Genomic DNA, 13,332 nt, shown 5'->3' with positions numbered 1-13,332 from the left:
ATGGCTTGGTGAAATGGCGGTGTGGCGCAGGTGCGCAATAGTGCGGATCAAAAACGAGCAAAGAATCCGTCGTGGACTTCCGTTCGTTCTATCTTTGCCCCTGGCCCGATAAACACATCGATGCGGCTGAAGGGTTTTGTGATCTCTAGGGCGTCATTGCTGTCACGCGGGAACGTTAGCAGAATCCACATATCAGGTTTAGGGAACATGGCAGTAAGGTATTCGACAGACTCACCTGGACTTAAGCCCCGCTTGGAGATGGCATGATTGTCGTTAAAAAAGTAGCCAATGCGCTCGGTGGCTTCTTTCGAATAGTGCAGGGCCACAACAGGTCGGCAGAAGTAAACAAACATGATCCACAGCAGCGGCGTCAGGAGGGCAATAATGCCCATCCATTTCAGAATTCGAATTTTCATTTCTTTCTGAGCTTCCGGTCACAGTTATGCGGCTCCTTCGCAAAATCTTCCCCCGTGCCCCATGGTGCGGGTACAGAGCTAATCAGCTCGAGCAGCGTATCAACCGTCAACGCGTGAGGCTTTACGTGGCCGTGCAGTTCGGCTCCTACTTTGATCGATATGTGATCCGGGACATCATCAGCGCTTGCCGGCCATGACCCGTTCTCCGGATGATGCTGCAGCCGCTTGCCTGTCCACTTGTCGTGCAATGCCTGAGCCAAGCCAGCCCCATTTATCATTTCTGCTGAACTGAAGCCAAGGGCTACGCCCACATAGCCATAATGAATGTTCGACCAAATATCGTAGAAATAGTCGAACTCGCCGTACTTATTCCATCCGTCATTAAAGTCTGCCCCAAGCATCCTTTGCAGATGGGGCTTATGGTCCCAAGGCTGACCCGGCCCGACGATATCCGCCCACAACGCATACGCGGCAAGCTTGCGCTCGACCACTGCCTCGGAATAGCTCTTTCCCGCCGTCGCTCTTGCATACCAGGGAAGCGCTTCGCGCTGCTGAACGTGGGCGGCCAGATCGTAGTGGTTTGCGTCATAGATCTCACGCCCACGAATCGAGAACGGATTTGTTTTCATCTCACGGGCCATGTATTCGGCGATGCCGAGCACGGTGTCGGGGTGATTGCATGGCGTATGTCGCGTAGGGTTCCATAGCGACTGCCTCGTTACCTCTCCGGGACCGGGTTCCAGAATTGCGACCGTCTGGCTGGCAATCAGCTCCGCGCCACATGACGTTCGCATCCCCTCAACCGCGAGCGCAATGCCATCGACAGTGAAGGCAGCCACGCCCTGCACGATCGGGAACGTCCCCTCACACTTGGGGCAGCTCACCAGATGGCCCAGACCCGCCGCAAGCCGGCCGTCAATGGTGTATTGGTCAACGCCCTGCAAAACGGTTCCGCCATGGGTGGTGCTGTCGCCCATCCGAACAATAGGAAGGCCGGCCATGTTCGCTCCTGATGTGAAGTCGTGCCGAGTCTACTTAGGGAAACAGATGTCCCGCTGACCCCACCACCAAGAATCAGACGATTACCAAACCCAGCGGCGCAAACCCGCACGTTGTTGCCGCTTCAAACCAATTTCACAGATGGCCCTCAATATTTCAGACTGCAATTCTCCCTTCAAAATGCAGCGGCGCATCAGGATTCCAGACGCGAGCAACGCCCCGCCTGAACCGGCTGCCGACATCAGCCAGCGTTTGCGGGGGTCGGTTTCAGGCTTGTTCATCGTCGATTGGGTGATGGCTTGGTGAAATGGCGGTGTGGCGCAGGTGCGCAATAGTGCGGATCAAAAACGAGCAAAGAATCCGTCGTGGACTTCCGTTCGTTCTATCTTTGCCCCTGGGCCGATAAACACATCGATGCGGCTGAAGGGTTTTGTGATTTCTAGGGCGTCATTGCTGTCGAAGGGAAAAGTCAGCAAGATCCACATGTCAGGCTTAGGGAACATTGCCGTAGGGTACTTAACGGATTCTCCCGGATTCAATCCACGCTTGGTAATGACATCATTGTCGTTGAGAAAATAGCCGATCGCGTCCTTAGCTTCATCCGAGTAGTGCAGCGCGATGATGGGCCTGCAATGAAACCAAAAGGCGATCCATACGAACGGCGCCATGAGAATTGCAATGGCGACCCACTTCAAGTAGCGCTTTCCCATACGTTTATCAGTCCTCGAATTCGCAGCGATGCCGCCTTTTCGCTTGATTCTTTCCCGCTCCCCATGGAAGCGCCACGGCCTCAATCTTTTCCAGCAGCACATCGACTGTCAATTCGTGGGGCTTAACCTCGTCGTACAAGGACGTTCCGAGTGTGATCGAAATATGGTCAGGCACATCGTCCGCACTTGCCGGCCACGCCCCGTGCTCTGGGTGATGCTGCTGCGGCCTATCTTTAAGGTAATCGTCCAGCGCCTGTGCCAGCCCTGCTCCGTGGATGAGTTCGGTCGCAGAGAAGCCAAGCGCTACGCCAACGTAGCCGTAGTGGATATTGGACCAAATATCAAAAAAATACTCGCTGTCTCGATACTTCAGCCATCCCCTATTAAAAATTCCCTTCGATACCAAATTGGCGCGCAAGAAGGGCTTATGGTCCCAAGGCTGACCCGGCCCGACGATATCCGCCCACAACGCATAGGCGGCAAGCTTGCGCTCGACCACTGCCTCGGAATAGCTCTTTCCCGCCGTCGCTCTTGCATACCAGGGAAGCGCTTCGCGCTGCTGAACGTGGGCGGCCAGATCGTAGTGGTTTGCGTCATAGATCTCACGCCCGCGAATCGAGAACGGATTTGTTTTCATCTCACGGGCCATGTATTCGGCGATGCCGAGCACGGTATCGGGGTGATTGCATGGCGTATGTCGCGTAGGGTTCCATAGCGGTTGACTCGCAAACTCTCCTGGACCGGGTTCCAAGAACGCGATGCCTTGGCTGGCAATCAGCTCCGCGCCACATGACGTTCGCATCCCCTCAACCGCCAGCGCAACGCCATCGACAGTGAAGGCAGCCACGCCCTGCACGATCGGGAACGTCCCCTCACACTTGGGGCAGCTCACCAGATGACCCAGACCCGCCGCAAGCCGGCCGTCAATGGTGTATTGGTCAACGCCCTGCAAAACGGTTCCGCCATGGGTGGTGCTGTCGCCCATCCGAACAATAGGAAGGCCGGCCATGTTCGCTCCTGATGTGAGGTCGTGCCGAGTCTACTTAGGGAAACAGATGTCCCGCTGATCCCACCACCAAGAATCAGACGATTACCAAACCCAGCGGCGCAAACCCGCACGTTGACGCCGCTTCAAACCAATTTCACAGATGGCTATCAATATTTCAGACTGCAAATTCTCACTTCAATATGCAGCCCAGCATCGTCCTTGAAGACTCGAGCAACGCCCCGCCTGAACCGGCTGCCAGCATCACAAGGCTTTATCATCAACCCCGTAGCGACTCTGCGGCCGTGCTCCAGCGCCGCGTTTTTGCCTTGATCGTAGAGGAGATTTATTAGTGGTTCGATCCGCAACGACAGCATCCCATTCCTTCCCGCCCCTGCACCATGCCGCCCATTTTTGGCGGCGACGACGGGAAAGGCCCTGGCTGGCGGCCTTGTTGCTGGCGGTGATGCTAAGTTGCTTGTCGGTCGTGTGGCAGGCGCAAGCCGTGGCGGCGAATCCGTTGGCGCCGCAGCAGCCTGCCGCGGCAGCGACTGCGCTGACGCCCGCCGCGTTGGCGGATCTGCTGGAGAACCCCGAGGCGCGCAAGGCGCTGGTCGATGAATTGCGGGCGCAGGCATCTGGGGCCAAGCCCGCGTCTTCCCGCGCTGCCGCTGCGGCCGAGCCGCCCAAGAAAGCAGAAGCGCCCGGGCTACAGGAACGCATGGCGGATGGCGTGCAGCGCTTTCTGACCGGTGTGGCCTCGGACATGGGCCAGGGCGTGGACGACATGAGCGCGCTGGCATCAGGACGCAGCTTGCGCATGGACAGCGGCACCGCAAGCCGCGCGCTGATGCCCTTGTTGCTGGCCGCCGTCGCCACAATCATCGCCTTCATCCTGCTGCGCATGATCGCGATGCGCATCTACACGCGCATTGACCGCTGGGTGGCCGAGCATGGTTGCGAGACTGAAGCGGCGTCGGATGCTCGCGCGCCTGGAGCGATGCCAGACCCTGCGGCCACGCCCGTGCTTGCGCCCGCGTCCGTGCCCCCGATCATGACGACGGCTGCGCCACGCCCATCGTCCAAGCGCCGCTCACCCGCCTCCATGCGCGTGCTGGCGCGGCGCGCGGGCGCCATCATCGGCGCGGTGGCTATCGATGCGGGCGTCGTGCTGCTGGCTGCCATGGCGGGCGGCGCGGCCGCGTTGTGGAGCACGCCCGGACGCGGCACGCTCGACTCGCTGGCCGCCGTGTTCCTGCAAGCCTTCGTGGCGGTGGAAATCGTGAAGGTGCTGATCCGCACGGTGTTCGCCGTGCGCCATCCGCATCTGCGCCTGTTGCCCATGTCCGATGAACTGGCCAAGTACTGGAATGCGTGGCTGGTTCGCGTGGTTGCGGCGGCCGGTTACGGCACGCTGCTGATCGACCCCGTCATGTCCGCCGCGCTGTCGCCCGCGCTGGGGCGGCTGGCCAGCATGGTCATCATGCTGGCGGTGTACGTGTACGCCGTGCGCGTCATCTGGCAGAACCGCCATGCGGTGCGCGATCGTATGAACCGCCACGCCGCCACGGCGGCCACGTTCCTGGGGTCGCGGCTGCACTTTCTGTCGCGCATCTGGCACGTGCTGGGCATTGGCTACTTCACCATCCTGCTCATCGTCAGCCAGATCGACCCGCTGAACGCGCTGCCCTTCATGGCGCGTGCGACGGCGCAAACGCTGCTGGTCATCGGCGTGGGCAGCTTGTTGATTCTGCTGCTGAACACCGTGCTGTCCAAGCCTATCCGTTTGTCGGATGACCTGCGGCGGCGCCTGCCGCTGCTGGAGGCGCGCGTCAACGCCTACGTGCCGGCCATTCTGAAAGTGGTCGGCTGGATCATCCGCATTGTGGTTGTGCTGCTGATTCTGGATGCGTGGCATGCGTTCGACTTGTCGCGCTGGCTGGCCTCGGATGCGGGCGGCGCGGCCATCAGGATGGTGGTGAACATCGCCATCGTATTGTTGATCGCGGCGCTGGCCTGGACGGTCATCGCCAGCGTCATCGAGCACCGCCTGAGCCAGAGCGAGGGGCGCGGCATGCCCACCGCGCGCGAGCGCACGCTGCTGGCGCTGTTTCGCAACGCCGCGCTGATCGTCATTGTGACGATGACGTTGATGGTGCTGCTGTCGCAGATCGGCATCGACGTCGGGCCACTGATTGCAGGCGCGGGGGTGGTGGGCTTGGCCATTGGTTTTGGCGCGCAGAAGCTGGTGCAGGACATCATCACCGGTGTCTTCATCCAGCTTGAAAACGGCATGAACGAAAACGACGTGGTGCAAGTCGCGGGCGTGTTCGGCACCGTGGAAAAGATGACCATCCGCTCGGTAGGCATCCGCACGCTGGACGGCGGGTATCACCTGGTGCCGTTCTCGTCGGTGGATGTGGTGGCCAACCACATGCGCGATTTCTCGTATCACTTGGGTGAATACACCATCGCACATCGCGAAAGCGTGGACGACGCCATCGAGCATCTGCGCGCGGCGTTTGCCGAGCTGATGACCGACTCGGTGCTGGGGCCTGAAATCCTGGAAGAGATGACGGTGGCCGGCGTCACGGCTGTCAACGACAAGGGCGTGACCATCCGCATCCTGATCAAGACCACGCCCGGCATGCAATGGGCCGTGCAGCGCGGCTACAACCGGCTGTTGAAGAAGCACTTCGACGCCGCCGGCATCGAGCTGCCGTACCCGCACACGGTGGTGTATTTCGGGCAAGACAAGCGGGGTTACGCGCCGCCCGCCAACGTGACCTTGCAGCCCGACAGCCCCGACGAAGGCGAGGACGCCCGCGCTGCGGGCCACACGCGCCGCCGCCTGAAACCGGAAGCCAGCAACGACGATTCTTCCGAGGTGCTGGGCAACGAGCTCGAGGCGCGCGAAGAGGCAGAGGCAGACCCGGCGCGGACCTAAGCCGCCCAGATGGCGCTACCGCTCATTCCGATGGGCGAGCGCCATCTGCACAACGCGCGCCGCCAGCCGATTCGCACATCGGCTTCACGCACGCTCAGGAAAAGCGGTCAGGCGACGCCGCTTGCGTCCACTCACACATGCGCATAATTCATTGATTTATGAATTAATACCATTTTTATTCATAGATCAAGCATCCTACGATGGCAGCACTCTATCAATCGACAGGAGGGTCGTCGTGGCACGTTTTCATAATCTGGGTTTCCCCCGTATCGGCGCAAAGCGCGAATTGAAGTTCGCCCTTGAATCGTATTGGAAGGGGCTTTCAAGCCGCGACGAGCTCAAGGCCGTGGGCGCTGAGCAGCGCAAGATCAACTGGGCGCTGCAGTCGGCGCTGGATCTGGCGCCGGTGGGCGACTTCGCCTTTTATGACCAGGTGCTGGACATGAGCTTCACGCTGGGCAACCTGCCCAGCCGCGTCCAAGGCTTCCATGGCGACGTGCTGGACAACTATTTCCGCGTGGCCCGTGGCCGTTCGGCGCAAGGCGCCGAAGCGCACGCCGGCTGCTGCGGCGGCGTTGCCGCAGGCGAAATGACCAAGTGGTTCGACACCAACTACCACTACATCGTCCCGGAATTCAAGGCGGATACCGCGTTCAATCTGGACGCCTCGCGCCTGCTGGAGCAACTGGCCGAAGCCCGCGCGCAAGGCGTGAAAGCCAAGCCCGTCATCATCGGCCCGGTGACCTATCTTGCCTTGGGCAAGGCCAAGGATGATTCCGACAAGCTGGCGCTGCTGGATCGCCTGCTGCCGGTGTACGTGGAACTGCTGGCCAAGCTGGCCGAGGAAGGCGTCGAGTGGGTGCAAATCGACGAGCCCATCCTGGTGACGGAACTGGAAGCCGGCTGGGACGCCGCGTTCAAGAAGGCCTATCAGGCGCTGAACACGGGCAAGGTCAAGCTGCTGCTGGCCACCTACTTCGGCCAGCTGCAAAGCAACTTGCCGCTAGTTGCCAGCCTGCCGGTGCAAGGCGTGCACCTGGACGCCATCAATGCCCGCGACGAAGTCGATGCGCTGATCCGCGCCCTGCCCGCGCAAAGCGTGGTGTCGCTGGGCGTGATCAACGGCCGCAACATCTGGAAGACCGACCTGACCGCCGTGCTGAACTGGCTGGAACCGGTTGCCAAGCAACTGGGCGACCGCCTGTGGGTCGCACCGTCGTGCTCGCTGCTGCATGTGCCGGTGGATCTGGACAGCGAACAAAAGCTGGATGGCGAGATCAAGTCGTGGCTGTCGTACGCCAAGCAGAAGCTCGCCGAACTGTCGGTGCTGGCCACCGCATTGAACCAAGGCCGCGACGCCGTGCGCGCCGAACTGGCCGCCAATGCCGCCGCCGTTGACGCGCGCCGCAACTCGCCGCGCGTGAACAATCCTGCGGTCAAGGCCGCCATTGCCAAACTGGACGCCAAGCTGGGCCAGCGCAAGAACCCCTACGAAGTACGCGCCGCCAAGCAAGCCGAACTGCTGAAGCTGCCGGCGTTCCCCACCACCACCATCGGCTCGTTCCCGCAGACCGCTGAAATTCGCCACGCTCGCAGCGAATTCAAGGCAGGCCGCCTGGACGCCGCCGCCTACAAGACCGCCATGCAGGCTGAAATTGCCCGCTGCGTGAAGGAACAGGAAGCGCTGGACTTGGACGTGTTCGTGCACGGCGAAGCCGAGCGCAACGACATGGTCGAATACTTCGGCGAGCAGCTCGAAGGCTACGCCTTCAGCCAGTTCGGCTGGGTGCAATCGTATGGCTCGCGCTGCGTGAAGCCGCCGATTCTGTTTGGCGACATCAGCCGTCCGAAGGCCATGACGGTTGAGTGGATCAAGTACGCGCAATCGCTGACCACGAAGCCCATGAAGGGCATGCTGACCGGCCCCGTCACCATCCTGAACTGGTCGTTCGTGCGCGACGATCAGCCGCGTTCGGTGTCGTGCTACCAGCTGGCGCTGGCCATCCGCGAAGAAGTGCTGGACTTGGAAAAGGCCGGCATCAACGTGATCCAGATCGACGAAGCCGCCCTGCGCGAAGGCTTGCCGCTGCGCAAGGCGCAATGGCAGGAATACCTGGACTGGGCCGTGGAATCGTTCCGCATCACCGCCAACGGCGTGACGGACGACACGCAGATCCACACCCACATGTGCTATTCGGAGTTCAACGACATCATCAAGTCGATTGCCGACATGGATGCGGACGTGATCACCATCGAAACCAGCCGTTCGGACATGGAACTGCTGGACGCGTTCAAGAGCTTCGAGTACCCCAACGAAATCGGCCCGGGCGTGTATGACATCCATTCGCCGAACATTCCGAACGAGGAATACATGGTGAAGCTGATGAAGCTGGCGGCCGAACGCGTGCCGCCGGAACGCCTGTGGGTGAACCCCGACTGCGGCCTGAAGACCCGCCAATGGAGCGAAGTGCTGCCGGCGCTGACGAACATGGTGCAGGCGGCCAAGGCGCTGCGCGCCGCAGCGAACTGATCGCACACGCGGCTTTGCAGACGTGAAAAACCCCGAGGCTTTGCGGCCTTGGGGGTTTTTTTGTGCATCCGCACTTATCCCGCGGGCTTATTCGCCAGCCGCGCTTAGCGCAATCAGCTTCGACATCGTGTTGAAGTTGCGCGTGGTGGCGGCCACCTTCAGCTTTCGTTCGATGAAATTGTTGTTGGCCTTCAGATCGCTGTATTTCGTGGCGCACAACACATAGGCCATGTCCCCCACCACTTGCACCTGATCCGGCGCGTGGCTCAGCCCGTGGAACGACGACAGCATGGCGCCTTCCGGTTGGGAGGCAAGCAGCGTGAAGTACAGCTTGGCGGGGTCTTCCCCCTTGAACGGGTTGTTTTCCAGCGCATCGATCAAATGGGACGGCGGCCGGGCCAAGACCTTGATATCGCCGCCAAACTGCTCGTGGATGACGCGATGCACCAGGTCTTCAACGGACGCCTGACCCAGCTTGGTGGACGCAATGACGTTGCCGCTTTGGATGTATGTGCGCACATTGTGCAAGCCTGCCGCTTCCAGCGCCGCACGCAGCGGCGCCATCAGCACCTTGTTCTTTCCCGTTGGCATCACGCCGCGCAACAGAATGATCGTTGTCTTCATGGTCCGGCATCTGGGCAAATTGCGATGCCGGGCAGCATAGTTGGTTTCTGTTATTTCTGTCTTGACAGAAATAACAGAAACCTCCTACAGTGGCTTCCATGACACTCACACCCATCGCCGAACGATTCATCCTGCACTGGGGCGAAATGGGTTCGCGCTGGGGCGTGAACCGCACGGTCGCCCAGATCCACGCCCTGCTCTATCTGCTGGGCCGCCCCGTTCCCGCTGAAGAAATTGCCGACACGCTGGGCGTTGCGCGCTCGAACGTCAGCAACAGCCTGAAGGAGTTGCAGGCGTGGCGGCTGGCGCGCGTGGTGCATGTAATGGAAGACCGGCGCGACCACTTTGAAACGTCGACCGATATCTGGGAGCTGTTCAAGCTCATCGTCGAAGGCCGCCGGCAACGCGAGATCGACCCCACGCTGACCATGCTGCGCGATAGCCTGGCCAGCCCCGAAATCGAAAACGAAAGCCGCGCCACCGAGCAACGCGTGCGCGAGACGCTGGAATTCCTGGAAATCCTGACGACGTGGTCGGACGAGATGCTGCGTATGAAACCCGAAACCTTGATGAAGACGCTGGGCATGGGCGCGAAAATCAGCAAGACCATGCGGCGCGGCAAGGCGTAGCCACCCAGGGCGCGTGAAAAGCCGCGCCCTTTTTTTGATCTGCTATTTCTGTCTGTACAGAAATTGCAGAAACCGAAGAATCTTTAAATCCGCATTCTTCACCTGCATTCTTCACCTGCATTCATAACCGCCATGAACGGCTTACTCCAACAAGGCAACGGCATGAACATCCTGGTTTGCGGCGCCCACGGTTTTGTAGGACGTGCCCTATGCGAGGCGTTGGCGCGCGACGGCCACCGCGTGCTGAAAGGCGTGCGCGTGCCAACCGGGCCGGACGAGATCGCCATCGACTACATGGCGGACACCGACCCGGCCGCCTGGACGGATCGGCTGCGCGGCATTCATGTGGTCATCAACGCCGTTGGCATCCTGATTGAAAGCGCCCACGCCACGTTTGACAACGTCCACCAGCGCGCGCCCATTGCCTTGTTCGATGCCGCCCAGCGCGCGGGCGTCCGGCACATCGTGCAACTGTCGGCGCTGGGCGCCGAGCATGGCGATACGCCCTACTTCCAAAGCAAGCGCGCCGCCGACGATTATTTGCAGTCGCTGCCCATCGCGCACCACATCCTGCGGCCGGCGCTGGTGTATGGCGTAGACGGCGCATCGGCGCGATTCTTCCGGGCGCTGTCAACAGTGCCTGTGCATCTTCTGCCCGGCGGCGGTCACCAGCGGCTCCGTCCAATCCATGTGAATGAACTGGCCGAGATCGTCGTCCGCTTGCTGCGTGGCGATGCTGATGGCCCTGCCGTGCTCGACTTGGTCGGCGGCACCGAGGTGGCGTTTCGCCAGATGCTGGCGGCGTACCGGGCATCCATGGGGTTCGCGCCCGCATCGCAGGTGCCCGTGCCAGCCTGGCTGGTGTCAACCGGCGCGGTGTTGCTGAACCGGCTTCCCGGCTCTTTGCTGACGCGCGACACCTGGCGAATGCTGCGCGCCGGCAACACCGCCGACGCCGCCACCACCACTCACGCATTGGGCCGCCCGCCCGCCGGCATTGAATCCTTCATCGCGCCTGCCGATGCGCTGGCGCTGCGCCACCAGGCGCTGGCGGCGTGGCGCCCTGGCCTGCTGCGCGGTGCGCTGGCGCTGATCTGGTTTTGGACGGCGATATGCAGCGTCTGGCTCTATCCCGTTGCGGGCAGCGTGAAGCTGCTGGAACCGGTCGGCCTGCATGGCGGCGCGGCGGTGGCGGCGTTGTATCTGGCGGCCGGGTTGGACTTCGCCTTCGGCGTGGCCACGCTCTGGTGGCCCGGCCGGCGCCTGTGGGCCGCGCAGCTGGCGCTGGTGCTGGGGTACACGGCCGTGATCGCCGTCGCCTTGCCCGAATTCCTGTTGCACCCGTTCGGCCCGGTCCTGAAAAACGCCGCCGTCGTCGCGCTGCTCTTCATTCTGCTTACCGAGGAACCCAAGCCATGAACCCGTACCTGACCATCAAGACCCTGCACATTCTCTCGTCGGTGCTGCTCGTGGGCACGGGCTTTGGCACGGCGTTCTATCTGTTCTTCGCCAACCGCACCGGCAACATCCCGGCAATCAGCGCGGTGTCGAAACTGGTGGTGCGCGCCGACCTGTGGTTCACCACGCCCGCCGTCGTCATCCAGCCCTTGTCGGGGTTGTGGCTGGCGCATGCGGCCGGCTGGCAATGGAACACGCCGTGGATCTTGGCCTCGATTGCGCTGTATCTGCTGGCGGGCGTGTGCTGGCTGCCGGTGGTGTGGCTGCAATACGAAATGGCCAAGATGGCGGGCGCTGCGCACACGGCCGGCGATACGGCGCTGCCCGCACGCTACTGGCGCTTTGCGCGGTGGTGGGAAGGCCTGGGCTACCCGGCGTTTCTGGCGATGGTGGCCGTGTATTTCCTGATGGTGTTCAAGCCCGCGCTGTAGGTTTCGAAAGGCCCCCCGAGTTTTCCCCAACGTCCTTGGGCATGTCGCATTTGGGACGGGCGCACTGTCGCATCCGGGTTTGGCCCCTGCCACATGCATCCCTAGACTTTGCATCTGCCGTGAACGACACAGGCAGCAAATACAAGGGGAAACATGCAAACCACCGACTACGAGCGCCTGGACGGCCTTGCGCTGGCCGACTTGCTCGAGCGCGGCGAGGCCACGTCCGCCGAGCTCATGGATTGCGCCATCGCACTGGCCGAAGCGCGCAATCCCACGCTTAACGCCATCACCTACCCGCGCTACGACGAATCGCGCCGCATCGCGGCCGACTGGACTCCACGCGGCCCGTTTCGCGGCATTCCCTTTCTGCTGAAGGACTCCGGCTTCGCCCACCAGCGGTTTCCGTCCAGCATCGGCTCGGCGTTGTTCAACGACACCACCTACTCGTACTCCGCCACCGTCGCCAACCGATTCGAAGCGGCGGGCTTCATCCCGTTTGCGCGCACGACCGTGCCGGAACTCTGCATGGCCGGCACTACCGAGGCCGTGCGCAACGGCAGCGCCACGTTGAACCCTTGGGACCGCACACGCTCGGCGGGTGGCTCCAGCGGTGGCGCGGCAGCGGCCGTGGCGGCGCGCATCGTACCGGTGGCGCACGGCAGCGACGGCGGCGGCTCCATCCGCATTCCGGCCGCCTGCTGCGGCGTGTTCGGCTTGAAGGCCTCGCGGGGCCGCGTGCCGATGGGGCCAATGCGCGGCGAAGGATGGGCCGGCATGTCGACAGATGGCGTGCTAAGCATTTCCGTGCGCGACACGGCCGCAGCGCTGGATAGCATCGACGCCTACGAGCCCGGCGCGCCGTATGGCTCGCCGCCCAAGCCGCGTTCGTTCATCGATGCGGTACGCGAACAAGCCGTTCGGCCGCTGCGCGTGGGCATCCTGCGCAACGGCTGGAATGGCATCACGATTTCGCCGGAGTGCGACGCCGCCGTCACGCATACCGCAACGCTGCTTGAGCGCCTGGGGCACAAGGTGTTCGAAGCGCCCTTGCCCGTCATCGACTACGACGGCTTCGTCCATGCGCACGGCAGCATCCTGGCCAGCAACATCGTCGTGGCCGTGGACGCGCGCCTGAAGCTGCTTGGCCGCGCGTTGCGCGATGGCGACCTTGAATCCGTCATTCTCGACGGCTATCACGTCGGCAAGGGGCTCGACGCCGTGGCGTACATCGACGCGGTATCACGCCTGCATGCCGTGGGGCGCGCGTTTGCCGCGGCGATGGCTGACGTGGATGTGCTGCTGACGCCGACGCTGGCGCAGCTTCCCTGCAAGCTCGACTACCTGGCATTGAACACGTCCGACGGTCTGGGTTTTCGCGATTACCGGGCGCGTGCAGCAACGTATTCCACCTTTCTTCCCGTCATCAATGGCGCGGGATTGCCCGCCGCCAGCCTGCCGCTGTCGTGGACGGCCAACGGCTTGCCCGTCGCCACGCAGTTGATCGGCCATTTCGGGCGTGAAGACATCGTGCTTGAACTCTCGGCGCAGCTTGAGCGCCTGGCCCCGTGGGCCGCACGCAGACCGCAGTTCGGCTGATCGG

General features: G+C 62.1%; 12 protein-coding genes. 6 read left to right on the top strand and 6 right to left on the bottom strand.

The features are described from left to right. Positions 1-47: 47 nt before the first annotated feature. From AC1DSJ_RS17280 to AC1DSJ_RS17260, 5 genes are all read right to left on the bottom strand, one after another. Positions 48-416, bottom strand: a complete 369-nt coding sequence (locus AC1DSJ_RS17280) for a hypothetical protein (protein ID WP_054423024.1) — start codon at positions 414-416, stop codon at positions 48-50. Next, entirely contained in the window at positions 413-1,417 is a 1,005-nt protein-coding gene (locus tag AC1DSJ_RS17275; RefSeq protein ID WP_342067862.1) for a polymorphic toxin type 44 domain-containing protein, read from the bottom strand. The genes AC1DSJ_RS17280 and AC1DSJ_RS17275 overlap by 4 nt, the downstream gene beginning before the upstream one ends. Before the next feature lie 81 nt (positions 1,418-1,498). Then, positions 1,499-1,696 carry a hypothetical protein gene (locus AC1DSJ_RS17270; RefSeq protein ID WP_441371856.1) on the bottom strand — a complete coding sequence of 66 codons (198 nt, stop codon included), beginning with the start codon at positions 1,694-1,696 and terminating at the stop codon, positions 1,499-1,501. Between the two features lie 60 nt (positions 1,697-1,756). Further along, on the bottom strand, positions 1,757-2,125 hold the full coding sequence (locus AC1DSJ_RS17265) for a hypothetical protein (RefSeq protein ID WP_441371855.1): 369 nt from the start codon (positions 2,123-2,125) through the stop codon (positions 1,757-1,759). Positions 2,126-2,132: 7 nt separating this feature from the next. Then, positions 2,133-3,134: a polymorphic toxin type 44 domain-containing protein gene (locus AC1DSJ_RS17260; RefSeq protein ID WP_441371854.1), complete on the bottom strand. Its 1,002-nt coding sequence runs from the start codon at positions 3,132-3,134 to the stop codon at positions 2,133-2,135. Between the two features lie 442 nt (positions 3,135-3,576). Between AC1DSJ_RS17260 and AC1DSJ_RS17255 the strand changes: the two genes are divergently transcribed. Next, positions 3,577-6,057 carry a mechanosensitive ion channel domain-containing protein gene (locus AC1DSJ_RS17255; RefSeq protein ID WP_441371853.1) on the top strand — a complete coding sequence of 827 codons (2,481 nt, stop codon included), beginning with the start codon at positions 3,577-3,579 and terminating at the stop codon, positions 6,055-6,057. 235 nt (positions 6,058-6,292) lie between these two features. Then, positions 6,293-8,587, top strand: coding sequence for a 5-methyltetrahydropteroyltriglutamate--homocysteine S-methyltransferase (gene metE, locus AC1DSJ_RS17250; protein ID WP_441371852.1), 2,295 nt, complete (start codon positions 6,293-6,295; stop codon positions 8,585-8,587). Between the two features lie 87 nt (positions 8,588-8,674). Here metE and AC1DSJ_RS17245 read toward each other — a convergent pair whose 3' ends face one another. Next, positions 8,675-9,211, bottom strand: a complete 537-nt coding sequence (locus AC1DSJ_RS17245) for a DUF1697 domain-containing protein (RefSeq protein WP_342067865.1) — start codon at positions 9,209-9,211, stop codon at positions 8,675-8,677. A gap of 98 nt (positions 9,212-9,309) precedes the next feature. On the opposite strand from AC1DSJ_RS17245, the gene AC1DSJ_RS17240 reads away from it, so the two are divergent. From AC1DSJ_RS17240 to AC1DSJ_RS17225, 4 genes are all read left to right on the top strand, one after another. Further along, positions 9,310-9,840, top strand: a complete 531-nt coding sequence (locus AC1DSJ_RS17240; RefSeq protein ID WP_175170225.1) for a GbsR/MarR family transcriptional regulator — start codon at positions 9,310-9,312, stop codon at positions 9,838-9,840. 162 nt (positions 9,841-10,002) lie between these two features. Further along, on the top strand, positions 10,003-11,259 hold the full coding sequence (locus tag AC1DSJ_RS17235) for an SDR family oxidoreductase (protein ID WP_441371923.1): 1,257 nt from the start codon (positions 10,003-10,005) through the stop codon (positions 11,257-11,259). Next, the gene (locus tag AC1DSJ_RS17230; protein WP_175170227.1) at positions 11,256-11,729 is read left to right on the top strand and encodes a DUF2269 family protein; all 474 of its coding nucleotides are present in this window, start codon (positions 11,256-11,258) and stop codon (positions 11,727-11,729) included. Before AC1DSJ_RS17235 ends, AC1DSJ_RS17230 begins: the two co-directional genes overlap by 4 nt. A gap of 153 nt (positions 11,730-11,882) precedes the next feature. Further along, on the top strand, positions 11,883-13,328 hold the full coding sequence (locus AC1DSJ_RS17225) for an amidase (RefSeq protein ID WP_441371851.1): 1,446 nt from the start codon (positions 11,883-11,885) through the stop codon (positions 13,326-13,328). Positions 13,329-13,332 lie beyond the last annotated feature (4 nt).

Source organism: Achromobacter sp. 01N37, from assembly GCF_056399725.1.
Note: the sequence above shows the minus strand (reverse complement) of the source record. Positions and strands in the feature narration are given on the sequence as shown.